Here is a 23436-nt window from a genome sequence, read left to right on the forward strand (position 1 = left end):
GCGCACAGGCGGCTCATTCTACTCGCGCGCGGCGGCCTCATATTCCCAGATAACGCTGCGCCAACTCGGGCTGCGCCGACAGCTCGGCCGGCTTGCCCGACCAGGCCACGCGGCCCTTGTCGACGATGTAATGGCGGTCGACCAGCGTTGCCATTTCGGGCAGGTTCTTGTCGATGACCAGAATGGTCTGGCCTTCGGACTTCAGTGCGCGCAGGCAACGCCAGATTTCCTGGCGGATCAGCGGCGCCAGCCCTTCGGTGGCCTCGTCCAGGATCAGCAGCTTGGGGTTGGTCATCAGCGCGCGGCCCACCACCAGCATCTGCTGTTCGCCGCCCGACAGCGTGCGCGAGGACTGCGCGCGCCGCTCTTTCAAGCGCGGAAACAGCGTGAACACGCGGTCCAGGTCCCAGCCGCCCGGCGCGGCGCGCGCGGTGGCCACCAGGTTTTCCTGCACCGTCAGCGACCCGAACACCCGCCGCCCTTCCGGCACCAGCCCCACCCCCAGGCGCGCGACCGTGCTGGGCGCGGACCGCCCCAGCGTCTGCCCCCGGAACTGCACCGCGCCGCCGGTAGCCGGCAGCATGCCCATCACGGTCTTGACCGTGGTGGTCTTGCCCATGCCGTTGCGCCCGATCAGCGAAATGACTTCGCCCTCGCTGGCTTCGAACGACATGCCGAACAGCACCTTGCTGGACCCGTAGCCGCCCGTCAGGCCGTCAACCTTCAACATGTTCTTCTCCCAGGTAGGCCGCGCGCACCTCCGGATGGCGGCGCACCTCGTCGGGCGGCCCGCTGAACACCACGCGGCCGTAGACCAGCACGCTGATGCGGTCGGCCAGCGCAAAGACGGCGTCCATATCGTGTTCCACCAGCAAGATGCCGTAGTCGCCCTTCATGCCTTGCAGCAGCCGCGTCATGCGGGCCGATTCCTCGGGGCCCATGCCGGCCATCGGCTCGTCCAGCAGCAACAACCGTGGCGACCGCGCCAGCGCCACCGCCAATTCCAGCTGGCGCTTTTCACCATGCGCCAGATCGGCGGACCGCACATGGCGGCGCTCGGCCAGGCCCACGTGCGTCAGCCACTGCATGGCTTCGGCTTTCAAACCCGCGTCGCGGCGCGGGTCGGACCACGCGCCGAACGCGCGTCCGCCCTTGAGCATGCGCGACAGGATCACGTTTTCCAGCGCGGTGTATTCGTGGCAAAGCTCGGTGATCTGAAACGACCGCCCCAGCCCCAGTCGCGCGCGTTCAAAGGCACGCAGTCCGGTGACGTCGCGCCCGTCCAGATGAATGGTGCCGGAATCGGGCCGGATTTCGCCGCAGATCTGCGCGATCAGCGTGGACTTGCCCGCGCCGTTGGGGCCGATGATGGCGTGGATCTCGCCGGCCCGCACATCCAGGTCCACCCCATTGGTGGCCACCACCGCGTCAAAGGCCTTGCGCAGTTGAGTCAGCCGCAGCAGGCAGTCTTGCGCGTCAGTCGGCATGGCGCGTCTCCAGCAATTTTCCGAACAACCCCTTCTGGCCCCACAGCACCACCAGCACCAGGATCGGCCCCATGTACAGCAGCCAATGTTCGGTCAGCGACGACAGCATCTGTTCCAGGCCCAGGAACACGGCCGCGCCCGCGATCGGCCCCAGCAGCGTGCCTACACCGCCCAGTATCACGATCGCCATCAGTTCGCCGGACTTGGTCCACGCGGCCATGTCGGGCGTAACCAGCCCGGCATAGTTTGCCCACAGCACGCCGGCCAGCCCGGTGCCCACCGCCGACAGCACAAACGCGCTCAGGCGATACGGCGTGGGCGCCACCCCCAGGTTCAGGGCGCGCCGTTCGCTTTGGCGCAGCGCCTGCAACACCATGCCGAAACGTGAATTGGTGACGCGAATGCACAGCAGCGTCCACGCCGTCAGCAGCGCCAGGCACACGTAGTAAAAAACCAGCGGGCTTTCCAGGTTGATGCCGGGCAGCACATTGCGCTGCGGAATCATCAGCCCGTCGTCGCCCCCATAGAATTGCAGCGACACCAGGATGAAATACACCATCTGCCCGAATGCCAGCGTAATCATGATGAACTGCACGCCGCGCGTGCGCAGTGCCAGGTAGCCGAACACCCAGCCCGCCAACGCGCACACCGCCAGCGCGATGGGCCACACGACCAGCGCGGCATTGCTGCCGGCCCAGCCGAAGATGGGCCCCGCTTCGGCCGTGTGAAACGCGATGATGCCCACCGCGTACCCGCCCAGGCCGAAGAACATGGCGTGGCCGAAGCTGACCATGGCGCCGTAGCCGATCACCAGGTCGAGGCTGACGGCGGCCAGGCCGTAGATCAGAAACCGCGTCACCACGCCGATCAAGAAGGGCGAGCCCGACGCCAGCGCACCGGCCGGCAGCAGGATCAATACCGTCAGTCCGGCCAGGCCCCAGCGGGCGCGATTGGAAAGTGTCTTTGCCATCATCATCCTCGCGCCGGGAACAAGCCACCGGGCTTGGCGATCAGCACGATCGCCATCAGCACATAGATACTGGCCGACGCCATGCCGGCGGCCAAGGGGTCCGCCGTGGCGGGCGAGAACATCTTGGACAGCAACTGCGGCAGAAACGCACGCCCCAGGCTGTCAACCATGCCCACCAGCAAGGCACCCGCCAACGCGCCGCGCACCGAGCCGACCCCGCCAATCACGATCACCACGAAAGTGGTGATCAGGATGCGTTCGCCCATGCCGATTTCCACGGCCAGCAGCGGCGCCGCCATCACGCCCGCCAGGCCGCACAGCAACGCGCCCAGGCCGAACACCAGCGTGTAAAGCTTGCGAATGTCCACGCCCAGCGCGTCGACCATTTCGCGGTCATCCGCGCCCGCGCGGATCAGCATGCCGATGCGGGTGCGGTTGACCAGCCACCACAGCCCCACCGCCACCAGCGCGCCGATGGCGATGAACGACAGGCGGATCACCGGATACTGAAAACCGGGCGCCAGCGTCACCGCGCCTTCCAGGAAAGACGGGATGCCCACCAGCGGCGGACGCCGGCCAAAAATCAGGCTGACCGCCTCGTTCGAAAACAGCAGCAGCCCGAACGTGGCCAGCACCTGGTACAGGTGATCGCGTTTGTACAGCTTGCGGATCACCAGCACCTCGACCGATATGCCGTACAGCCCCGCGCCCAGCAACGCGGCCAGCACACCCGCCAGAAACGAACCCGTGGTGCCGATGGCGTAGGCCGCGCAGTACGCACCCACCATGTAGAAGGACCCGTGCGTCAGGTTCACCACGCCCATGATCCCGAAGATCAGCGTCAGCCCGGCCGCCAGCATGAAAAGCATGGCGCCGAACTGCAAGCCGTTAAGCAGCTGTTCGAACAGAAGCGTCATGATGGCAACTTGCAGAATTGGGCATAGGCGTCCTTATCGTCGGCCACCAGCTTGCGCACCAGATGCGGCGCCAGCACACCCGCGCTGTCCTTCTCGATGCGCATCAAGTACAGGTCCTGAATTGGATGCTGGTTGGTGTTCATGCTGAACTTGCCGCGCAGCGACGTGAAGTCGGGCTTGCGCAACGCGGAACGGAAGGCATCCACCTTGGACAAGTCGCCGCCGGTGGCTTTCAGGCCCACGCCGATCAGCTGCGCCGTGTCATAGGCCTGCATCGCATAGTCCGTCGGCACGCGGCCGTAGGCTTCCCTGAAGGCTTTCACGAAGGCTTGCGATGGCGCGTTATCGAAGTCCTGCGACCAGATGCCCGTGGTGTACGAGCCCAGCGATGCGTCGCCGGTGGCCTGGATCATGCGCGCGTCCATCGAGAAGCTGGGCATCAGCATCGGGATGCTTTTGTTCAGGCCCGCCGCCGCGTACTGCTTGACGAAGTTGATGCCGGTGCCGCCCGGGTGAAACTGATAGATGGCATCGGGCGACAGCGAGCGCACACGCGCCAGCTCCACCGAAAAATCCGATTGATCCAGCTTGGTGTAGATCTCGGCAACCACTTCGCCCTTGTAGGTGCGCTTGAAGCCTTCGATGGCGTCGCGGCCCGCCTGGTAGTTGGGCGCCAGCAGCACCACGCGCTTGTAGCCCAGTTCATTGGCCGCCACGCCGCCCGCCGTGTGGAAGGCGTCGTTCTGGTAGGACGCCACGAAATAATTCGCGTCGCATTTCTCGCCGGCAAAGTTCGAAGGCCCCGGGTTCAGGCTGACGTAGAACCCGCCCGACTTCACCACGCTGGGCACGACGGCGGCCAGCACGTTGGAAAAGTTGACGCCGGTAAAGAGCTTCACGCCCGACTGGATCAAGCGGTCCGCCGCCTGCTTGGCGTTGGCGGGCTTCAGGCCGTCGTCTTCAATCACCAATTGCACCGGCACGCCGCCCAGCTTGCCGCCGCCCTGCTTGATGGCCAGGTTGAAGGCATCGCGCTCGTCCTCACCGATGTAGCCGGCCGGCGTGGACAAGGTGGCGATGAAGCCGATCTTGACGGGGTCGGCGGCGCGCGCGGCGCTCATCGACAAGGCCGCGCCCAGCGCGACGGACAACGCGGCGGCAATGCCGCCCAGTTTCTGTTTCTTGATCATGTTTTCCCCTTGAAGACTGCGTTGCCCGCCTCGTCGGCCGGGCGTGAGCTAGACCGCCACGACCGGATGGCGCAACGTGCCGATGCCTTCCACGCACGCCACCACCACGTCGCCCGGCCACAGCCATTCCTGCGGCTTGCGGCCCGCGCCCACGCCTTCGGGCGTGCCCGTGGCAATGATGTCGCCCGGCTCCAGCGTGATGCCGGCGCTGATGTCCGCGATCAGGAACGGCACCTTGAACAGCATGTGGCGCGTGTTCGATCCCTGCTTCTTTTCGCCGTTGACTGTCAGCCACAAGTCCAGCACCTGCGGGTCGGGAATTTCGTCGGCGGTGACGATGCACGGCCCGAAGGGCGCGTAGGTGTCCTGGCCCTTGGAATAGATCCATTGCCCGGCGCGGCGGCAATCGCGCGCGCTCATGTCCAGCATGACGCTGTAGCCGAATACGTACGACAGCGCATCGGCCTCGGCCACGCGCGAGGCGCGACGGCCCATGATCACGGCCAGTTCCACTTCCCAGTCCAGCTGCTGCGTGATCTTGGCGTTGTGCTCGATGGCCTCGCCCGGGCCGATGACGGTGGTGGGCGGCTTGGAGAAGATCACCGGCTGCTTGGGCAGGTCGGCCGACGTGTCCAGCGTGCGGCTGGATTCGGCCACGTGTTCCACATAGTTCAAGCCGATGCCGAAGATGTTCTTGCGCGGGCGCGGAATGGGCGCCAGCAGCTTCACGTTTTCCTGCGGCAGCGCCGTGCCCACGGGCCATTCGCCGCGATAGGCATCCATCAGGCGGCTGGCCTGCGACACGGCCACCGGCCCCAGGTCGATAAACGCCAGCATGTCGTCGGGCAGGTCCACCCCACCCGCCTCGCCCAGCAAGGCCAGGTCAATTACATAGCCGTCGGCCAGCGCGCCAAGCCGGGCGGCGGCGGTGGGATGAGCACGAAAAGTCACCAAGCGCATAGGAACTCCATAGATTCAAGACGTGTTGAGCCAGGCGCGCGGGCCAGGCCCGCGCGGCGGATGAAAATTTGATGTGAAGGTGGCGCGGCGCTAGCTCAGGATTTGATGGCCGTCGTTTTCCTTGACCGCTTCTTCGCGGTACAGCCCCAGCGCGCGCATGACGGGCAGGTCGTTGAAACAGAACAGGCAAGCGTCATCGTTGGAAGACAGGTTGACGTGTTCGTGGATGGCCCAGGACGGTACGCAGAAGATGTCGCGTTCGGTCCAGTCATAGCGCTTGCCGTCGATGAGGCAATAGCCGCTGCCCTTGGCCACTTGGTAGATGAAGCTGCCGGTATGCCGATGCGCTTTGGTGTGTTCGCCCGGCCGCAGCAACTGCATGCTGGCGCCGATGGTCGGCATCACCGGCCCGCCGGTGGCGGGGTTGACGTAGTCAAGCAGGATGCCGTCGAAGGGGCTGCCGGCGGTGGTGCGGGCGTAGCGGCGCAAGGCGTCGTAGGTGGGTTCCCATTCGTACTTGAACAGGGGCGAATAAGGTTTCGTCCAGCCGGATACCTGCGGGCGCAAGGCGGCGTTGCCCCAGGCGGCGCTGGTATCGTCCACGGGATAGGTCACGGTCTGGTTCAGGTCGGGGTGCACGGCGTAGAAGCCGGCTTCCAGCGCGTTGACCAGCGGGATATCCAGGCCGTCCTGCCAGATGCAGGTGGTGCCGTCTTCGGCCACGCCATGTTCGTGCCAGGTGCCGTTGGGCGTCAGCACGAAGTCGTTCGCGCCCAGCGTCATCTTGTGGCCGTCCACGACGGTGTACGCGCCCTGCCCTTCCATGATGAAACGCAGCGCGGAATGGGAATGCTTGTGGGCCGAGGCCAGCTCGCCGGGCTGCATCACTTGCAGACCGGAATACAGCCAGCCCACGGCGGCGGCCACATCGCGTCGGCCGGGGTTGTTCAGATAGATGACGCGGCGGCCCGCTTCTTCAGGCGAGACCAATTCGGCCGACCGCAGTACATGTCCGCGCAAGTCCCGGTAGCGCCACACCACGGGCACCGACGCCGAGCGCGGCGCCCAGGGCTCGATCTTGTTCGCCACGGTCCACAAGGCGCCGGTTTCCAGGCGGGCAAGCTCCTGGTAATAGGCGATGCGTTCGGGCGAATCGGCCACATTGGCTCGGCCCGCGGTGTCTTCTCGATAGGCGTCGTACCGGTTCGCTTCCATCGCTGCCTCTTTTATAAAACCGTGAAGATTTTCGAAAATAATAGAGGTGGCAAGAAATCCGGGCAACGATTGCGCGCTAGGGGTTTTCCCGCCGCGACAGAATTAGTTGGTGTGACGCTGCGAAATACTGTACAAAAACACAGTGCGACGTGATACATTTCGCTCGCCCAAAAAACTGTCGTCCAGGGAGAATCCTGTGTCAGAAGCCGCTCATCTTGTTCAGTACATCGTCGTCCCCTATCGCGCCGCCGCCAACGGCGTGGCGCCTGGGGAAATCCGTCCGGCCAGCAGCGAATTCGGCGCCATCCGAATCGCTAATTCGATGGCGTCCAAATTCGCGGGGGTCGCGGCCTACGAAGTGTGGATAGACAAAGAAACCGGCGATATGGAATCGCCGCGCATCCTGACGCAAATCGGCACGGTGCCGTCGTTGGATGATTAAGGCGGGCCGTATCGCCACGCCCGCCGTGGCAACGTCTGGCCACGAGTCGGCAACGCGTCGATTTCTTTGACGCGTTGCCCGACACCGGCGTCATGGCGTGCGGCGTCCTTGCCCGGGAAGGCGCTGGGCCAGCGTGCTGGATAAGGCGCGCTGCATAAGGCGTGCGTCATGGGGCGCACGTCTTGGGGCGCACGTCTTGGGGCGAGCAGCCTCCGGTCCGCCCCATGACACGCGCGCGCCCCGCCTCAATACGTGTAGCTGACACCCAGTTGCGCGGTGCGCGGCGCGCCGGGATATACGTAAGTATTGAACGCGCCTTCGTCGTAATTGCGGTTGAACACGTTCGTCACGTCCAGGTTCACCCGCAGGTTCTTGTTGACCTGGTAGAAGCTGTACAGGTCCACCGCCACATAGGCGCCCATGTTGTAGGAAGACGCCACGGTCTGGCCGGCGCGGTCATCCACATAGCGCACGCCCGCGCCCAGGCCCAGGCCACGCGCCGGGCCCTCGTGGAATTCGTACATGTTCAACAGGCTTAGCGTGTTGCGCGGAATGTTGGCCAGGCGCGTGCCACGCGGCAACGTGTTGTCTTCCGTGACCTTGGCATCCACATACGAATAGCCGCCAATTACCCGCCATTCACGCGTGATATTGCCCGCCACGTTCACATCGATGCCACGGCTGCGCACCTTGCCGGCCGCCACGCGGTAGGTCGGGTCGGCGGGGTCTACCGTCAGTACGTTTTTCTTGTCGATCTGGTAGGCGGCCACGTCGACGCTCAGGCGGCGGTCCAGCAATTCCCATTTAGCGCCTACTTCAAATGACTTGCCCTGTTCGGGATCGAACCCATTGCCTTGCCGGTCGGCGCCCGTGTTCGGCTTGTACGAACGCGCCGTGTTGGCGTAGACGGCCAGCGTGTCGGTCAGGTCGTAGATGACACCCAAGCGCGGCGTGACGGCGGTATCCGTGGTGCGCCAACTGGCGCCTGCGGGCAGGCGGTCGCGGTAGGTGTGCTCAAAGCGTTCAAAGCGCAGCCCGGCCAGCACCTTGAAGCGGTCGGTCAGCGCGACCTGGTCCTGCACGAAGGCGGCCCAGGTCTTGAGATTTTCCTTGTCGTGCGTGGTGATGCGCGTCAACGCGGGGCGTGGCTGGCCCAGCACGGGGTCGTACAGATCGATGGGATAAGCGGCGGCGCCCGCGGCCGAACGCCGGATGATGGACTGGTAATCGTAGTCTTCGACTTCGATGCCGGTCAGCAGCGTGTGGCGCAGGCCGCCCGTATTGAAGTTGCCGGTCAGGTTCAGTTGGACGTCGCGGTCCGTCCAGTCCAGCTTGCGGTAATTGAAGTTGCGGCCCAGCGTGCGGCCGTCGGCCTGCAAGGCGTTCGCTTCCACAGCGTTGCCTTTCAGCGTGCCGTCCAGCCATTGCGCGCCGCCGCCCAGCTTCCAGTTGTCGTTCAACGCGTGTTCGAAGCGCAACTGCACCACGTTGTTGTCGTTGTGCAGCTTGTTGTCGGTGCCTGTCTCCCAGACGTTGGTGTCGCGCGAGGCGCGTTGAGTCTGGTTGGGATAACGCGTCAGGCCACGGTCCAGCGGATGGTTGTTGCGCATCACCTCGGCTTCGAGCGTGATGCGGGTGGCGGCGCTGGGTTGCCAGCTGATCACGGGCGCAATGCCATAGCGTTCGGTGCTGACGTCATCACGAAAACTGTCGCCGCCTTCGGCCAGCGCATTGACGCGATAGGTCAAACTAGCGTCTTCATTCAGCGCGCCGGTGGCGTCGATAGTGGCGCGGCGCATGCCATGCGTGTCGACTTGCGTGCCCACCGTTACGCGCGATTCCGCCTCGGGCTGCTTGGTCACCACGTTGAAGGTACCGCCGGGGTCTCCCCGGCCGTACAGGCTGGTGTTAGGCCCCCGGATGACTTCCAGCCGTTCAAGCGTGTAGGAGTCAGGCGCGTTGGGATAGCCGCGATTGATGGGAAAGCCGTTGCGATAGTACTCACCGGTGGTGAATCCGCGCACGGTGACGGTGGTCAGCCCCTGCCCGCCGAAGTTGTTGGCGCGGCCGACACCGCCGGCGTAATCCAGCACTTGTTCCAGGCGCGTTGCATTGGTGTCTTCGACGACGTCGCGGGGCACCACGGTGATCGATTGCGGCACGTCGTGCAGCGCGGTGTCGGTACGCGTCGCGCTGAGCGAACGCGTGGCCCGATAGCCGATCACCGGGCCGTCGGCACGCTCGGCATCGCCGTAGACACTGACCGCCTCAAGCTGAACGGGTGATGTTGTGCCGGCTTCGTCGGCCACCGCCAGCGGAACCGCCGTGTTCAAAAGACAAGCTGAAAAGATGACGCGCCGCATTCCAAGATCCGAGAATTTTCAAGTGGCGCGATCTTACTATCGATGAAATCGATTCGCATTCTCAAAAATGTAATGGGGCGTGATGTCCACTTTTCACAACATGGCAACGGGCCGGATGCGTGGCATGTGCGGCATTGCGGCAGCGGCAGGCAGGCAGGCAGGATGCAAACGTACGAAAGCCGGGATGGAAAATTGCGAGGGGGGGTAAAGCGGCGGGAAAGGCGAAGGGGCTACTGCGGAAGTACACAAGCACTGTGCACTTTGATGGTGCGCCCGACAGGAATCGAACCTGTATCAAGAGCTTCGGAAACTCTCATTCTATCCATTGAACTACGGGCGCAGCGCAAGGAGGCGACATTGTACCTAGTTTTCGATAGGCTGCATGAAGTGGGTCAAATCTTCCGCCAATCTCATCGAAAACCCGGTCAGATGCATTGGACGCTCGTCCCTGACACCGTTATATAATCCAGCGTTTGCTTGCAGGCGGATGCCCGACTTGTCCGCCGATTTGTGCAGTTACTGATTTTCTGTTGCCGCCGCCAGGCGCCCCACCCGTTAGCAGGATTTGGTCATGAGCAACGAGCAGGAACACATAGAAGAGCACTCCTCCCCCATCAAGACCCCCAAGCAACTGGTCGTCACGATCGTCCTGTCTTTCGTGATCCCCATCGCCATCATCATTCTGCTGGTGAACATGGTGGTCTCCGGTACCAAGACCGGAGCCGGCTCGGATTCCCTGTCCCCTGAAGCGGTCACCAAGCGCATCGCCCCGGTTGCGGGGTTCGAGCTTGTGGACGCCAACGCGCCCAAGGTGTTCAAGACGGGCGAGCAGGTCTTTGCGGCGGTCTGTACGGCCTGTCACACCGCCGGCGTGGCCGGTGCTCCGAAGGTGGGCGACAACGCCGCCTGGGCGCCGTTCATCAAGTCGGGCTACGACACCATGTTGAACGTGGCCTTGCACGGCAAGGGCGGCATGCCGGCCAAGGGTGGCAACCCGACGCTGTCCGACTACGAAGTGGCGCGCGCGGTGGTCTATATGGCCAACAAGTCGGGCGCCTCGCTGCCTGAACCCGCCGCTCCGGCGGAAGAAGGCGCCAAGAAGGAAGCGGACGCCGCCCCGGCGACGGGCACAGCCTCGGCAGCCGCAGCGCCGGCTGCCGCAGCGCCGGCTGCCGGTGCTGCGGCTACCGCAGCTGCCGCAGCCCCCGCAGCCCCGGCTCCCGCCGCCGCTCCTGCCCCGACCGCAGCGGCGCCCGCGGCGCCGGCTCCTGCCGCTGCCCCGCAACAGGCCGCCGCCGTTAACCCGGCTGGCGAAAAGCTCTACAAGAGCGTCTGCTTCGCCTGTCACGCCACCGGCGTGGCCAACGCGCCCAAGTTCGGCGACAAGGCTGCCTGGGACCCCTACATCAAGACCGGCATGGACGCCATGGTGAAGGTCGCCATGCAAGGCAAGCCGCCGATGCCGCCCAAGGGCGGCGCCGCCAATGCCTCGGAAGAAGACATCCGCGCCGCCGTCCAGTACATGGTGGATCACGCCAAGTAATCCCGGCGTATGTCGCCGGAGCCGCGATGCGGATGACCCGGACAGTAAAAAGCCCCTTGAACATTCAAGGGGCTTTTTTATGGCTGCGTTACGGGTAAGGGCGACGCCGGGACGCCGAGACGCCGGAACGCCAGACCGCCGGACCGCCGGAACGCCGGGCCGTCGCCGCGGCTTATTCCGCCGACGATTTCAACAGCGACATGCCCAGCTGCACCCGGCGTTGCAGCCACAGGCTGGGGCGATAGCGCGGATCGCCCGTCACGCGCTGCATGCTTTTCAGGATTTCCAGAATGCGGTCCGCGCCCAGCTTGTCGCCCAGCGCCAGCGGGCCCACGGGGTAGCCCAAGCCCAGCGTCACGGCCTTGTCGATGTCTTCCGGCGTGGCGATCTGCTGCTGCGCGATATCGCTGGCGATGTTGACGATCATCGCCACGATGCGCTGGGCGATGAAGCCCGGCGAGTCCTCGATTACCGTGACCGGCACGCCATCGGCGGCCAGCAGGGCATGCGCCGCGTCGCGCCATTTGGCTTCGGTGGCGGGCGACACCATGAGGGTGCGGCGCTTGGCGCCATCGAAAGCGTAAAGCGCGTCCAGGCCGACCGTACGGCCGGCGTTCAGGCCTTGTGCCGACACCGTCGTCGACACGTCATCGCCAAACGGCGTGACGATGATCAACGCGTCCGCATCGGGCGATGCGCCCGTCACCAACGTGGCACCCAGCTTTTCAACCAGCGCCGATGCACGTGCGTAGCCTTCCGCGTGCTTGGGGCTGACCCACACCTTCAGGCCGGCGGGCAGGGCCGGCACCGGCGGTTCAGCGGGCACTTGCTTCTGGCCGTCGGCGTAAACATAGAAGCCTTCGCCGGCCTTGCGCCCGATCAGCCCACCGGCCAAACGCACCGTGGTGATGGGCGACGGACGAAAGCGCGCTTCGTCGAAGAACTGGCGGTAGATGGATTCCATCACCGGGTGCGACACATCCAGCGCGGTCAGGTCCAGCAGTTCGAACGGGCCCATGCGAAAGCCGGCCTGCTCGCGCATCACGGCGTCAACCTGGGCAAACGTGGCTACAGCCTCTTGGGCCACGCGCAGCCCTTCGGTGTTCATGCCACGGCCCGCGTGGTTGACGATGAAACCCGGCATGTCCTTGGCGCGCACGGGCGTATGGCCCATGCGGCGGGCCAAGTCGGCCAGCGCGTCGCCCACCTCGGGCGCGCTGCGCAGGCCGTCGATGACTTCCACCACCTTCATCAACGCCACCGGGTTGAAGAAGTGATAGCCGGCCACGCGGCGCGGGTGCTTGCAGGCGGCCGCGATGGCGGTAATGGACAGCGACGACGTGTTCGACGCCAGAATGCAGTCTTCCGAGACCACACCTTCCAGGGCGGCGAACAGGTCGCGCTTGACGTCCAGGCGTTCAACGATGGCTTCCACCACCAACTGGCAGGCCGACATATCGGTCAGCGCGGTGGCGGCTTCCACGCGTTCCAGCGCGGCTTGTGCGTCGGCGGCGGTCAGCTTGCCCTTTTGAGCCAGCTTGTCCCACGTCTGGCGCAACGATTCGCGCGCGGCCGTCACGGCGTCGGCGCTGGTGTCGTACAGGCGCACACGCAGCCCGGCTTGCGCCGCGATCTGCGCGATGCCGCGCCCCATGGCCCCGGCGCCCACGACGCCGATGGTTTGAATCTCCGTCATCAACTCTCTCCTGCCTGTATTGGGTATTGGAATGGTGGTGCGCGCCGCGGCATGGCGCACGGCAAGCGGGCGGCGCCTGGCCGCCCGCCGCGATCAGGGCTGGCTTTGAGCCAGCGCCTGGATTTCTTCAGCCGACAATCCCAGCTTCTCCGCCAGCACCTGCGCGGTGTGCTCGCCCAGCATGGGCGGCGGACGGCGGTATTGAACCGGGCTGTCGGAGAACTTCAGGGGGCTGGACGCCATCGGCACCTTGCCGGCAGCCGGATGCGGAAGTTCGCGCTTCATTTCGCGCGCCAGCACGTGCGGGTCTTCGTAGACCTGGTCCAGCGTATTGATGGGGCCGGCCGGCACGCCCACGCCTTCCAGCGCGGCCAGCCAGTGGTCGCGCGCGCCGGTGGCCATGCGCTCGGCCAGCAGCGGCACCAGTTCGGCGCGGTTCTTCACGCGCTGCGGGTTTGTGGAAAAACGCGGGTCCGCGGACAGTTCGGGCAGACCGATGGCGCCGCAGTAGTTGCGGAACTGGCTGTCGTTGCCCACCGCCACGATCAAGTGGCCGTCGGATGCCGCGAACACCTGGTAAGGCACCAGGTTCTGGTGCGCGTTGCCCGCGCGCTGGGGCGCCACGCCAGAGGTCATGAAGTTCAGGTTTTGATTGGCCATCATGCTGACCTGGCAATCCAGCAGCGCCATGTCGATGTGCTGGCCCAGCCCGCTATTGGCGCGCTCCAACAGCGCGGCCAGGATGCCCACGGTGGAATACATGCCGGTCATGAGGTCGGCCACGGCCACGCCGGCCTTTTGCGGGCCGCCGCCGGGCAGGTCGTCGCGTTCGCCTGTGATGCTCATCAGGCCGCCCATGCCCTGGATCATGAAGTCATAGCCGGGGCGGCTGGCGTACGGGCCGGTCTGGCCAAAGCCGGTGATCGAGCAATAGATCAACCGCGGGTTGATGGCCTTCAGGCTTTCGTAGTCCAGGCCGTATTTCTTCAGGCCGCCTACTTTGAAGTTTTCCACCAGGATATCGCTTTGCAGGGCGAGTTCCCGCACCAGCTCGGCACCGCGCGGCGAGGCAATGTCCAGCGCCACCGACATCTTGTTGCGGTTGGCGGACAGGTAGTAGGCGGCTTCCGTGGTGTCGTTGCCCGCTTCGTCCTTCAGATACGGAGGCCCCCACGCGCGCGTGTCGTCGCCCGAGCCGGGCCGTTCGATCTTGATGACCTCGGCGCCCAGGTCGGCCAGGTTCTGGGTGCACCAGGGGCCCGCCAGCACGCGGGTCAAATCCAGCACGCGTATGCCGGTAAGGGGAGCGGGACGTTGCGACATCTGTAGTCTTTTCGCTAGATGAGAAATGAAAACGTCCGGCTTGCGGCCACGCGCGAAGCCAGACTGGAATTCCGTCATGCCGGCGGATCAGGCCGCCGGCGCGTCATACCCGGACGCGGACCGTTAGGGTCGCGCCCGCGGCACCATTCGTCAATCCGGATATTAGCTGTTTGGACACTATGACCGGATTTCCAGGCGGAAAACGCTCAGGAATGCGCCTTGATCGTTTCGCGGGCGATCACCAGCTGCTGGATCTGCGAGGTGCCTTCAAAGATGCGGAACAGGCGCACGTCGCGGTAGAAGCGTTCAACGGCGTATTCCGACATGTAGCCCGCGCCGCCATGGATCTGCACGGCGCGGTCTGCCACGCGGCCCACCATCTCGGTCGAGAACAGCTTGCAGCAGGCGGCCTGCATGGTCGTGTTCTCGCCACGATCGCGCATGCGGGCCGCGTCCAGCACCATGCAGCGGGCGGCGTAAAGCTCGGCCTGGCTGTCGGCAATCATGGCCTGGATCAGCTGGAATTCCGCGATGGGCTGGCCGAACTGCTTGCGCTCCATGGCGTACTTGACCGCGTCGGCCAGCAAGCGGTCGGCAATGCCGACGCACAGCGCCGAAATATGCAGCCGGCCCTTGTCCAGCACGCGCATCGACGTGCGAAAACCGTTGCCTTCTTCGCCACCCAGCAAGGCGCTGGCCGGGACGCGACAGTTGTCGAACACGACATCGCTGGTCAAGGCGCCCGCCTGGCCCATCTTCTTGTCGGGCTTGCCGATGATGAGGCCGGGCGTGCCGGCTTCGACCAAAAAGCACGAAATGGAATTGGCGCGGCGTTCGGGCGCAGTGCGCGCCATGACCGAGAACAGGCCGGCGATGGGCGCGTTGGTGATGTAGCGCTTGGTGCCGTTGAGCACATAGCTGTCGCCGTCGCGCTCGGCCGACAGGCGCAGCGCCATCGCGTCGGAACCGGCGTCCGGCTCAGTCAACGCGAACGATCCGATCAATTCACCGCTGGCCAGCTTGGGCAGGTAGCGCGCGCGCTGTTCGTCCGTGCCCGCCAACACGATGGCTTGCGAGCCGATGCCGATGTTGGTGCCCGCCAGGGAACGGAAGGCGGGCGAGGTCTGGCCCAGCTCGAACACCACGCGCACTTCTTCTTCCATCGTCAGGCCCAGGCCGCCGAAGTCGGGCGAAATGGACAGGCCGAACAGGCCCAGTTCACGCATTTCGTTGACGATGTCCGGCGGCACCTGCCCGCTGGTGGCCAGTTCGTCTTCGGCGGGAATAAGGCGTTCGTGCACGAAGCGGTGCACGGCGTCCAGCAACAGGTTCAGGGTTTCAGTGTCGAGGGCCATGGTGCAAGTCTCAGAAGATGGATAAGCAGGCAGAGGGTCGGTGGCCGTGCGTCAGGCGCGCATGCCGCCCACCAGTAAATCGAAATAACCGTCGGCGATGGTCTCGGCGCTGTCGCCCTGGCCGGGCTTGTACCAGCGCACCATCCAATTCAGCATGGACAGCACGGCGCGGCCGGTCGCGGCCACATCCAGCGGGCGGAACACGCCCTGCTCCACGCCTTGCGCGATGACTTCGCGCAGTCGCTTTTCGTACCCATCGCGCAGGCGCGCGGCGTCTTCGCGCTCGGGCAGCGCCATGCCGGAATAGCCGATCAGCATCGTGACGAATTCGGCGTGGTGCTGTTCGAAGTAGCGGGCGTGACCCACCATGAAGGCGCGCAGCCGGGCGGCGGCGCCCTGCGCGGCGGCGACATCCTGGCCGACGCTTTGAGTCAGGCCATTCAACACGCCCAGGATGATGGCGTCGTAAATGTCCTGCTTGGTGGTGTAGTAGTGATAGATGGCGGCCTTGGACACGCCGATGGCGGCGGCCAGGTCCGACACCGAACTGCCGTCGTAGCCGCTTTGGGCGAAGAGCTTGGCGGCTTCTTCCAGGATGCGTTCGCGGGGCGCCACCAGCGTGGGCGGACGGCCGGCGCGGGCGCGTTTCTGAACAGGAGGGGCGGAGGTCGCCATGACAGCCTTTGGAGACTTGCGCCGAGAACCGCGCGCGGGTCGGATGACCCTGCATTGACAGCGGTTCGGCGCATGCCGTTAAATAAAGATTAATTAATTACCGGACGGTCGGTAGGTAATTATAGGCACATCCGCCTTTTGGGCTCAAGATGGTTTTTTTGGTGCCCGAGTGCTTGCGGGCAAGCCCTTTCTGGACTGACCTGGACACAACGCGACGACGCTATGCCCCACTCTCTCGTGACAGATTTGTATGGCCAGATGTCCCTGCCGGTCATCAGCGCCCCCATGTTCATCGTCTCAAACCCGCAACTGGTGATCGCGCAGTGCACGAGCGGCATCGTGGGTTCGTTCCCCGCGCTGAACGCGCGTCCGCAAAGCCTGTTGACCGATTGGCTGGATGAGGTCCAGGCCGGCTTGGCCTCACACCGGGAAGCCAATCCCGGCGCCGTCGTGGCGCCGTTTGCGGTCAACCAGATCATTCACCAGTCCAACGACCGCCTGGAGCAGGACCTGGCCGTTTGCGCCAGCCACCGCGTGCCGCTCATCATCACCAGCCTGCGCGCCCCCGGCGACCTGGTCAAAGGCGTGCACGACTGGGGCGGCAAGGTTTTTCACGACGTCACCACGCTGCGCCATGCCGAAAAGGCGCTGGAAGCGGGCGTCGATGGGCTGATCCTGGTGTGCACGGGCGCGGGCGGCCACGCCGGCACGCTCAGCCCCTTTGCGCTGCTGTCCGAAGTCCGCCGCTTCTATGACGGCCCGCTGATCCTGTCCGGCGCCATCACGTCCGGCGCGCACGTGCTGGCGGCGCTGGCCATGGGCGCCGACTTTGCCTATATGGGTACGCGCTTTATCGCCAGCCAGGAAGCCAACGCCAGCGAAGGCTACAAATCCGCCATCGTCGAAGCCAGCGCGTCCGACATTCTGTACACGCCATTCTTCACCGGCATCCCGGGCAATTACCTGAAGGCCAGCATCACCGCCTCGGGCCTGGACCCCACCAACCTGCCGCAGCCGGACAGCGGCGCCTCCAACTTTGGATCGTCGCGAGTCAAGCCGTGGAAAGACATCTGGGGCGCGGGCCAGGGCGTGGGCGGCATCGCCAGCGTGTTGCCCACGCGCGAAATCGTCGCCACGCTGCGCCGCGAATATGCCCAGGCCAAGGCGCAGCTGGAAGGCAGGTCGTTCGCATGAGCGCGGGGCTGAAAGTCGCCCGCGACGGCGCGGTACTGACGCTGACCATCGACCGCCAGGACCGCCGCAACGCGCTGGACACGGCCACCTACGCCGCGCTGACCGAGCAGCTGTCGCTGGCCAGCGCCGATCAGGCCGTGTCAGCGGTGATACTGACGGGCGCGGGCCAGCATTTCACGGCGGGCAATGACCTGCGAGACTTCCAGGCGGAACGCGGCGCGGGCGATAGCGCGGGGCTGACGTTCTTGCGGGCGCTGTCCACGGCCGAGGTACCGGTGATCGCGGCGGTCGAGGGCTATGCGATCGGCATTGGCGTGACCCTGTTGCAGCATTGCGACTTTGTCCATATTGGCCAGGGCGCCACGCTGCGCATGCCGTTCGTGGCGCTGGGCCTGTGCCCCGAGGGCGCGTCCAGCCTGCTGATGCCGCGCCTGGCGGGCCGGCGCGCCGCCGAATGGCTATTGCAAGGCAAGGCGTTTTCGGCTGAGGACGCGCGCGAGGCGGGTCTGGCCACCAGCGTCACACCGGCAGGCGCGGCGCTGGCCGCCGCACAGGCCACGGCCGCCGACCTGGCCCGCCAACCGCCGGCTGCCTTGCGCCTGACCAAGGCCATGATGAAACGTGCGGATCGCCTGGCCATCCAGGAAACGCTGGACTACGAAGCCCAGCAATTCCGCGCCCGCCTGCAAACCGAAGAGGCGCAGGCGGCGTTTGCGAAGTTCTTCAAGAAATAGCGGGCCAGGCGGGGGATTGCGGGCCGATCAAGGTCGCGATCTTCCCGCGCCGCATCAAAACGGCGAATCAGGCCGGAAATTGGGTGCCCGGCGTTCGCGCAAGGACTGGATGCCTTCCTTCACGTCCGGCCCGCCAAACCCCATGAACTCCAGCGCCAGCGACGTATCGAAGCTGGGGCCGGCCATGCGCAGCCAATTGTTCAGCGAATACTTGGTCCAGCGGATGGCGGTCTGCGATCCGGCGGCCAGTTTGTTGGCGACCTCGAAGGCGCGGGGTATCAAATCGGCTTCATCGACGCACAGCGACACCAGGCCGATGCGCTCGGCCTCTTCGCCCGTCACGGTTTCGCACAGCATCAGGTAGTACTTGGCCTTGGCCATGCCGCACAGCAGCGGCCAGACGATGGCGGCGTGGTCGCCCGCCGTCACGCCCAGGCGGGTGTGGCCATCGATGATGCGGGCGTCGCGCGCCGCGATCGAGATGTCGGCCAGCAGGCCGGCTACCAGCCCCGCCCCCACCGCCGCGCCGTGCATGGCGGACACGATGGGCTTGTTGCAGTTGATGATGTTGTAGACCAGGTCGCGCGCTTCACGCCAGACGCGGGTGCGCACGTCGAAGTCGTCGGCCATCTGCTGCACCAGCTCCAGGTCGCCGCCCCCCGAAAAGCCTTTGCCTTCGCCACGGATCACCACGACACGGGTGTCGGGGTCGGTGTCGATGTCGCGCCAGATGTCCGCCAGTTCGCGGTGCATGCGGTCATCCGCCGTGGACAGCTTGCCGGGCTGCCCGCCCTTGGCGCCCATGATCAGCTCCAGCACGCCGCCGGGGTGCCGGCGCAGCTTCAGGGATTCATAGGCTGAATAGTGTTGCAGCGTGATATCGGTCATTGTCTACTCCGGGGTTGTCAGGGGCTGCCGGGCGTACGAGCCGGCATGTTTTTGCGCACTATAGTGGATACACGAACGCCGCCCCGCCGCTTGTCCACAGGAGCCTCAGCCAATGAACACCCCCGCCCCGACCGCCGGCGCCCCCATCGACCGCGCCAGCCTGCCCGCCCTGTTCGCCCCCCGCGAAGCCGACACGCACAAGGGCAGCTTCGGCACGGTCGGCGTGGTGGGCGGCGGCCACGGCATGACAGGCGCTGCGCTGCTTGCCGCCCGCGCTGCCTTGTTGACCGGCGCCGGCAAGGTGCTGGTGGGCTTTGCACAGGAAACGTCGCCGATGGCCTGCGACCCGCACCAGCCGGAACTGATGCTGCGCGACGCCCGTTCGCTGCTGGACACCGACTGGGGCGTGACCGCCTGGGTAGCGGGCTGCGGGATCGGCACGGACGCGCTGGCGGCCAACGCCCTGTCGGAACTGTTCGTGCTGCGGCACCAAACCCCGCTGGTGCTGGACGCCGACGGGCTTAACCTCTTGGCCTGCGGCGGCATCCAGCCCAATTGGGGCGCCGGCCCGGTTGTGCTGACGCCGCACCCTGCCGAAGCCGGCCGCCTGCTGGGCATCCCCGCGGCCCAGGTTCAGGCCGACCGCGCCGGCGCCGCCTGGAAATTGGCGCAGCGCTATCAATGCTGGGTGGTGCTGAAAGGCGCGGGCACGGTGGTCTGCCACCCGTCTCGCGGCATCCGGATCAATACCAGCGGCAATCCCGGTTTGGCCACCGCCGGCACCGGCGACGTTCTAGCGGGAATGCTGGGATCTTTATTGGCGCAGAATCTGCTCGAAGACCAAGCCGTGCCCGGCGCCGTCTGGCTGCATGGCGCGGCGGCGGATGCGCTGGTGGCCGCCGGTGTCGGCCCGATTGGCCTGACCGCCTCGGAGCTGCCAAACGCGGCCCGCGCCCTGCGCAATGGCCGCTAAGTCCCCGTCAAATAAACATTTTTACAACATACTAGGGTTTTCCCTAAAACAATCATTGCGCCGCCCCTAGGGTTATCCCTATAATGGTTTTCACCAAGACGAAACGGACTGGAGAAAGACCATGACTGAACTGACCCTGAATAGCACTGCCCGCCTGACCGACGCGCTGGAGCGCGACCTGCTGCGCGGCGCCCTGGAAAACCAACCCAATTCCCACCCGCTGACCAGCCTGAAGAAGGCCGGCCAAGCCGTGATCGCCGCTGTCGCTGGCGTGTTCGCCTTCATCGACGAAGTCAACGAATCGATGAATCAGGCCCGCGCCGCCAGCTCGCGCTTCTCCGGCTCGCAGTGGTAAAAACAGCCGCGCTGGGCTGAAATCGCGACGATCTCCCGCGATTTCGCCCGGCGCGCTGTCGTTGCACGGCCCGCTTGCCAGCCAAGCGCCCCGGCAACGAGTATCTGGCGCCGTCCCTCACAGGCGCCTTCGCGCCGCGCCGGTTCCCGTGATCTGCAACGGGGACCCCCGCGGCGCCCTCTTTGGCCCAGCGCCACCCCCCTCTTCTCGGCGTTTTCCCTAGCGCCTTGTTCGCCGTTCTTCATTGACAGCGCGCGAAGCCCCTACCGATAATCGGCCCCTTGCCGTCGTGCCTGGCGCCTTCCCCCTCCCAAGCTTCTCTTGCGGTCGACACGCTGTGTCCACCCTGGCCTTGGTGGTTTTCGCGCAGGCACGATCCGGTTCGTTATTCCTCCGGAGTTGTCACCATGAAGTTGCGCACCACCCTGGCCCTTGTGGCCGCCGCCATTCCCTTGGCAGCCGCCCAAGCCCAGACGCTGAAGATCGGCCTGTCGGCCGAACCCACTTCGGCGGACCCCCACTATCACAAGATGACGCAGAACGACGCGTTCTCCGCGCACGTCTACAGTTCGCTGGTGGGTCGCAGCGCCGACATGAAGTTGACGCCTCAATTGGCCAAGTCCTGGAAGAACCTGGACGATCTGACCTGGGAATTCAAGCTGCGCGACGACGTCAAGTTCTCGAACGGCAAGCCGTTCACGTCCGAAGACGTGCTGTTCACCATCTGCCGCACGCTGAACAACGAAACCAACGTGTCGCAGTCCTACATGGACATGACCAAGCGCATCACGGACGTGCAAACGCCCGACGCGCACACCGTCATCATCAAGACCGGCGAGCCGTTCCCGCTGATGCCCGCCGAGCTGGCCCGCTCGCTGCCCATCGTGTGGAACGGCATTGTCGAGCACGGCAAGCTGACATTCGACCCCAAGAAGGGTTGCGGCGTGACGGGCCCGTGGCCCACGGTTGCCGACTTCAACAACGGCAAGGATTCCATCGGCACCGGCCCCTACACCCTGAAGTCCTACGTGAAGGGCACCGGCATCGAGCTGGTCCGCAACGAGAACTACTGGGGCGAGAAGCCGTACTGGAAGGAAGTGAAGTTCGTGCCGGTGCCGTCCGCCGGCCCGCGCCTGACCGGCCTGCTGTCGGGTGACTTCGACATGATCGAAAACCCGGCCGCCCGTGACCTGCCGCGCTTGAAGGACAACCCGAAGTTCGGCTTTGTGGCCACGCCGTCCACCCGCCTGGTGTTCTTCCAGCCGGACGTGGCCCGCAACCCGAGCCCGTTCGTCAAGAGCGCCGACGGCAAGAACCCGCTGCAGGACCTGCGCGTGCGCAAAGCGATTTCGATGGCCATCGACCGCAAGACCATCACTGCCCGCATCATGGACGGCATGGCCACCCCGGCCTACCAGTTCATGCCCGACGGCATGTTCGGCGCGCTGCCCAAGGCTCCGGAAATCAAGTACGACCCCGAAGGCGCCAAGAAGCTGCTGGCCGAAGCCGGCTACCCGAACGGCTTTGAATTGACGCTGTCGTCCACCAACGACCGCTACGTCAACGACGGCCAGGTCGCACAGGCCGTGGCGCAATACCTGGCCCGCGTCGGCATCAAGACCCACGTGGACGCCATGACGGCATCCATCTATTTCCCCAAGCGCGCCAAGCGCGAGTTCAGCTTCTCGATGGGCGGCTGGCCGGCGGAAACGGGTGAAGCCTCGGCGCTGTTCCAGCTGTGGGTTGCGTCCCTGGATTCGCCCAACAGCCTGGGCACCAGCAACTACGGCGGCTTCTCCAATGCCGATTTCGACAAGGTCTACAAGCAGGCCATCGTGACGGTGGATGCGCCCAAGCGCGAAAAGCTGTTGCAGGAATCCACCCAGATCGCCCTGGACAACGTGCCGCTGATCCCGCTGCACTTCGAAAGCAGCATCTGGGCCTTCCGCAAGGGCATCACCTACGAAGGCCGCCGCGACCAGTACACCCTGGCCACGTCCGTCACGCCCAACAAGAAGTGATCCACCGCGTCTGAACCAGAAAACGGCTGCCCTGTGCAGCCGTTTTTTTTGGTCGGATACCCTATACAATTCCCCCGCTTCATCGGAGTTGCCATGCCCACGCCTACCCCCGCGGCCCGTCCGCGCCCTTTTCTTTTAGCCTGTCCGGATTTGTCGGCCGAACGCTTGGGCAATACGGATACGCCCGGCGTCTGGCATTTCGATTCCGGCGTACCCGGCAAGCGTGTCATGTTGAGCGCGCTGATCCACGGCAACGAGCTGTGCGGCGCCTGGGCCCTGAAAGAAGCGTTGACGGCCGGGCTGCGGCCTCGCCGGGGTTCGCTGACGCTGGCCTTCTGTAACCTGGCCGCGTTCGACCGCTTCGATTCCGCCAATTACGCCCCCGCCCGTTTTGTCGACGAAGACATGAACCGCGTCTGGAGCGACGACAAGCTGACCGTGCCGATCAGCCAGGAACGCCGCCGCGCCGCGCAGATCCGTCCATGGGTCGAACAGTCCGACTGGTTGCTGGACTTTCATTCCATGAGCAATTCCGACGTGCCGCTGCAACTGACCGGCATGCAGCAGCGCAATATCGACCTGGCCCTGGCGCTGGGCAACCCGGCCACCATCATTGCCGACGCGGGCCATGCGGCCGGCGTGCGCATGCGCGACTATGGCCGCTTTGGCGAAGCCGGCGACAACGGCACGCGGTCCTTGCTGATTGAATGCGGCTTCCATGGCGCGCCCGAAGCGCGCGGCGTGGCGGTGGACCAGATGGCCCGCTTCCTGCTCGAAGCCGGCACACTGGACCGCGACGACATTCCCGCCGGCTGGATCGAACCCGCCGCCGCCACCCAGCGCGCACTGCGTGTTACCCACGCCGTTGCGGCCAAAAGCGCCGACTTCCGTTTTGCCGAGCCCTGGAAGGGGCTGGAAACGCTGGCCACCGCCGGCACCGTCATCGGCTGGTCCGAAGGCGAACCCATCGTCACCCCGTATGACAACTGCGTGCTGATCATGCCGTCCACCGCCAACCTGCGGCCAGGCGTGACCGTCGTGCGGCTGGCGCAGCCTATCGGCTGATCGGCACCCATCGGCACCACCGAGCGGCGCCCATCCACGAGGCGCCGCCGACCATTCAAAACAAGGGAAA

At 65.3% G+C, this 23436-nt stretch carries 21 protein-coding genes and 1 tRNA gene; 8 read left to right on the forward strand and 14 right to left on the reverse strand.

Annotated features, from left to right (window positions below; translation table 11 throughout):
- Window positions 1-37: 37 nt before the first annotated feature.
- From AC0Z35_RS19945 to AC0Z35_RS19975, 7 genes are all read right to left on the reverse strand, one after another.
- On the reverse strand, window positions 38-730 hold the full coding sequence (locus tag AC0Z35_RS19945) for an ABC transporter ATP-binding protein (RefSeq protein ID WP_046806594.1): 693 nt from the start codon (window positions 728-730) through the stop codon (window positions 38-40).
- On the reverse strand, window positions 717-1487 hold the full coding sequence (locus AC0Z35_RS19950; protein ID WP_046806595.1) for an ABC transporter ATP-binding protein: 771 nt from the start codon (window positions 1485-1487) through the stop codon (window positions 717-719). Before AC0Z35_RS19950 ends, AC0Z35_RS19945 begins: the two co-directional genes overlap by 14 nt.
- Entirely contained in the window at window positions 1477-2463 is a 987-nt protein-coding gene (locus AC0Z35_RS19955) for a branched-chain amino acid ABC transporter permease (RefSeq protein WP_046806596.1), read from the reverse strand. Before AC0Z35_RS19955 ends, AC0Z35_RS19950 begins: the two co-directional genes overlap by 11 nt.
- A complete protein-coding gene (locus AC0Z35_RS19960) occupies window positions 2460-3374 on the reverse strand; it encodes a branched-chain amino acid ABC transporter permease (RefSeq protein ID WP_046806597.1) in 915 nt (304 codons plus the stop codon). The genes AC0Z35_RS19955 and AC0Z35_RS19960 overlap by 4 nt, the downstream gene beginning before the upstream one ends.
- A complete protein-coding gene (locus AC0Z35_RS19965) occupies window positions 3371-4564 on the reverse strand; it encodes an ABC transporter substrate-binding protein (RefSeq protein WP_205571600.1) in 1194 nt (397 codons plus the stop codon). The genes AC0Z35_RS19960 and AC0Z35_RS19965 overlap by 4 nt, the downstream gene beginning before the upstream one ends.
- Window positions 4565-4612: 48 nt before the next feature.
- The gene (locus tag AC0Z35_RS19970; protein ID WP_120153622.1) at window positions 4613-5524 is read right to left on the reverse strand and encodes a fumarylacetoacetate hydrolase family protein; all 912 of its coding nucleotides are present in this window, start codon (window positions 5522-5524) and stop codon (window positions 4613-4615) included.
- A 90-nt stretch (window positions 5525-5614) separates the two neighbouring features.
- Window positions 5615-6739 carry a cupin domain-containing protein gene (locus tag AC0Z35_RS19975; protein ID WP_046806600.1) on the reverse strand — a complete coding sequence of 375 codons (1125 nt, stop codon included), beginning with the start codon at window positions 6737-6739 and terminating at the stop codon, window positions 5615-5617.
- Between the two features lie 196 nt (window positions 6740-6935).
- Here AC0Z35_RS19975 and AC0Z35_RS19980 point away from each other — a divergent pair, with 196 nt between their 5' ends.
- A complete protein-coding gene (locus AC0Z35_RS19980; RefSeq protein ID WP_006217094.1) occupies window positions 6936-7181 on the forward strand; it encodes a hypothetical protein in 246 nt (81 codons plus the stop codon).
- 245 nt (window positions 7182-7426) lie between these two features.
- Here the strand turns inward: AC0Z35_RS19980 and AC0Z35_RS19985 are convergent, their stop codons facing one another.
- Window positions 7427-9514 carry a TonB-dependent siderophore receptor gene (locus AC0Z35_RS19985; protein WP_485132560.1) on the reverse strand — a complete coding sequence of 696 codons (2088 nt, stop codon included), beginning with the start codon at window positions 9512-9514 and terminating at the stop codon, window positions 7427-7429.
- Window positions 9515-9809: 295 nt separating this feature from the next.
- Window positions 9810-9884, reverse strand: a tRNA-Arg gene (locus AC0Z35_RS19990).
- Window positions 9885-10115: 231 nt separating this feature from the next.
- On the opposite strand from AC0Z35_RS19990, the gene AC0Z35_RS19995 reads away from it, so the two are divergent.
- A complete protein-coding gene (locus AC0Z35_RS19995) occupies window positions 10116-11087 on the forward strand; it encodes a c-type cytochrome (RefSeq protein ID WP_485132561.1) in 972 nt (323 codons plus the stop codon).
- A gap of 172 nt (window positions 11088-11259) precedes the next feature.
- Here AC0Z35_RS19995 and AC0Z35_RS20000 read toward each other — a convergent pair whose 3' ends face one another.
- From AC0Z35_RS20000 to AC0Z35_RS20015, 4 genes are all read right to left on the reverse strand, one after another.
- Entirely contained in the window at window positions 11260-12783 is a 1524-nt protein-coding gene (locus tag AC0Z35_RS20000; RefSeq protein WP_120153614.1) for a 3-hydroxyacyl-CoA dehydrogenase, read from the reverse strand.
- A gap of 93 nt (window positions 12784-12876) precedes the next feature.
- Window positions 12877-14106, reverse strand: coding sequence for a CaiB/BaiF CoA transferase family protein (locus tag AC0Z35_RS20005; RefSeq protein ID WP_046806604.1), 1230 nt, complete (start codon window positions 14104-14106; stop codon window positions 12877-12879).
- 206 nt (window positions 14107-14312) lie between these two features.
- Window positions 14313-15461: an acyl-CoA dehydrogenase family protein gene (locus AC0Z35_RS20010; RefSeq protein ID WP_046806605.1), complete on the reverse strand. Its 1149-nt coding sequence runs from the start codon at window positions 15459-15461 to the stop codon at window positions 14313-14315.
- Window positions 15462-15512: 51 nt separating this feature from the next.
- Window positions 15513-16136, reverse strand: a complete 624-nt coding sequence (locus AC0Z35_RS20015; RefSeq protein WP_046806606.1) for a TetR/AcrR family transcriptional regulator — start codon at window positions 16134-16136, stop codon at window positions 15513-15515.
- A 222-nt stretch (window positions 16137-16358) separates the two neighbouring features.
- Here AC0Z35_RS20015 and AC0Z35_RS20020 point away from each other — a divergent pair, with 222 nt between their 5' ends.
- Both AC0Z35_RS20020 and AC0Z35_RS20025 read left to right on the forward strand, forming a co-directional pair.
- Window positions 16359-17330 (forward strand): NAD(P)H-dependent flavin oxidoreductase, encoded by a 972-nt coding sequence (locus AC0Z35_RS20020; RefSeq protein ID WP_485132562.1) that lies wholly within the window; start codon window positions 16359-16361, stop codon window positions 17328-17330.
- A complete protein-coding gene (locus tag AC0Z35_RS20025; RefSeq protein ID WP_485132563.1) occupies window positions 17327-18064 on the forward strand; it encodes an enoyl-CoA hydratase-related protein in 738 nt (245 codons plus the stop codon). The genes AC0Z35_RS20020 and AC0Z35_RS20025 overlap by 4 nt, the downstream gene beginning before the upstream one ends.
- 54 nt (window positions 18065-18118) lie before the next feature.
- Here the strand turns inward: AC0Z35_RS20025 and AC0Z35_RS20030 are convergent, their stop codons facing one another.
- A complete protein-coding gene (locus AC0Z35_RS20030; RefSeq protein ID WP_046806609.1) occupies window positions 18119-18952 on the reverse strand; it encodes an enoyl-CoA hydratase/isomerase family protein in 834 nt (277 codons plus the stop codon).
- A 112-nt stretch (window positions 18953-19064) separates the two neighbouring features.
- On the opposite strand from AC0Z35_RS20030, the gene AC0Z35_RS20035 reads away from it, so the two are divergent.
- The 4 genes from AC0Z35_RS20035 to AC0Z35_RS20050 all read left to right on the forward strand — a co-directional run bounded on the left by AC0Z35_RS20035 (window position 19065) and on the right by AC0Z35_RS20050 (window position 23366).
- Window positions 19065-19925, forward strand: coding sequence for an NAD(P)H-hydrate dehydratase (locus tag AC0Z35_RS20035; RefSeq protein ID WP_319307150.1), 861 nt, complete (start codon window positions 19065-19067; stop codon window positions 19923-19925).
- A 121-nt stretch (window positions 19926-20046) separates the two neighbouring features.
- Window positions 20047-20280: a hypothetical protein gene (locus AC0Z35_RS20040; RefSeq protein ID WP_046806611.1), complete on the forward strand. Its 234-nt coding sequence runs from the start codon at window positions 20047-20049 to the stop codon at window positions 20278-20280.
- Between the two features lie 407 nt (window positions 20281-20687).
- Entirely contained in the window at window positions 20688-22301 is a 1614-nt protein-coding gene (locus tag AC0Z35_RS20045) for an ABC transporter substrate-binding protein (RefSeq protein ID WP_485132564.1), read from the forward strand.
- A gap of 93 nt (window positions 22302-22394) precedes the next feature.
- Window positions 22395-23366, forward strand: a complete 972-nt coding sequence (locus AC0Z35_RS20050) for a M14 family metallopeptidase (protein ID WP_485132565.1) — start codon at window positions 22395-22397, stop codon at window positions 23364-23366.
- Window positions 23367-23436: the final 70 nt, after the last annotated feature.

This window comes from Achromobacter sp. 1L-A-4-B-C2, assembly GCF_057291955.1.

Bases quoted from the DNA above. Each gene is read 5' to 3' on its own strand.
- AC0Z35_RS19945 (WP_046806594.1), bottom strand. From the start codon at position 730: ATGTTGAAGGTTGACGGCCTGACGGGCGGCTACGGGTCCAGCAAGGTG.
- AC0Z35_RS19950 (WP_046806595.1), bottom strand. From the start codon at position 1,487: ATGCCGACTGACGCGCAAGACTGCCTGCTGCGGCTGACTCAACTGCGC.
- AC0Z35_RS19955 (WP_046806596.1), bottom strand. From the start codon at position 2,463: ATGATGATGGCAAAGACACTTTCCAATCGCGCCCGCTGGGGCCTGGCC.
- AC0Z35_RS19960 (WP_046806597.1), bottom strand. From the start codon at position 3,374: ATGACGCTTCTGTTCGAACAGCTGCTTAACGGCTTGCAGTTCGGCGCC.
- AC0Z35_RS19965 (WP_205571600.1), bottom strand. From the start codon at position 4,564: ATGATCAAGAAACAGAAACTGGGCGGCATTGCCGCCGCGTTGTCCGTC.
- AC0Z35_RS19970 (WP_120153622.1), bottom strand. From the start codon at position 5,524: ATGCGCTTGGTGACTTTTCGTGCTCATCCCACCGCCGCCGCCCGGCTT.
- AC0Z35_RS19975 (WP_046806600.1), bottom strand. From the start codon at position 6,739: ATGGAAGCGAACCGGTACGACGCCTATCGAGAAGACACCGCGGGCCGA.
- AC0Z35_RS19995 (WP_485132561.1), top strand. From the start codon at position 10,116: ATGAGCAACGAGCAGGAACACATAGAAGAGCACTCCTCCCCCATCAAG.
- AC0Z35_RS20000 (WP_120153614.1), bottom strand. From the start codon at position 12,783: ATGACGGAGATTCAAACCATCGGCGTCGTGGGCGCCGGGGCCATGGGG.
- AC0Z35_RS20005 (WP_046806604.1), bottom strand. From the start codon at position 14,106: ATGTCGCAACGTCCCGCTCCCCTTACCGGCATACGCGTGCTGGATTTG.
- AC0Z35_RS20010 (WP_046806605.1), bottom strand. From the start codon at position 15,461: ATGGCCCTCGACACTGAAACCCTGAACCTGTTGCTGGACGCCGTGCAC.
- AC0Z35_RS20015 (WP_046806606.1), bottom strand. From the start codon at position 16,136: ATGGCGACCTCCGCCCCTCCTGTTCAGAAACGCGCCCGCGCCGGCCGT.
- AC0Z35_RS20020 (WP_485132562.1), top strand. From the start codon at position 16,359: ATGCCCCACTCTCTCGTGACAGATTTGTATGGCCAGATGTCCCTGCCG.
- AC0Z35_RS20025 (WP_485132563.1), top strand. From the start codon at position 17,327: ATGAGCGCGGGGCTGAAAGTCGCCCGCGACGGCGCGGTACTGACGCTG.
- AC0Z35_RS20030 (WP_046806609.1), bottom strand. From the start codon at position 18,952: ATGACCGATATCACGCTGCAACACTATTCAGCCTATGAATCCCTGAAG.
- AC0Z35_RS20035 (WP_319307150.1), top strand. From the start codon at position 19,065: ATGAACACCCCCGCCCCGACCGCCGGCGCCCCCATCGACCGCGCCAGC.
- AC0Z35_RS20040 (WP_046806611.1), top strand. From the start codon at position 20,047: ATGACTGAACTGACCCTGAATAGCACTGCCCGCCTGACCGACGCGCTG.
- AC0Z35_RS20045 (WP_485132564.1), top strand. From the start codon at position 20,688: ATGAAGTTGCGCACCACCCTGGCCCTTGTGGCCGCCGCCATTCCCTTG.
- AC0Z35_RS20050 (WP_485132565.1), top strand. From the start codon at position 22,395: ATGCCCACGCCTACCCCCGCGGCCCGTCCGCGCCCTTTTCTTTTAGCC.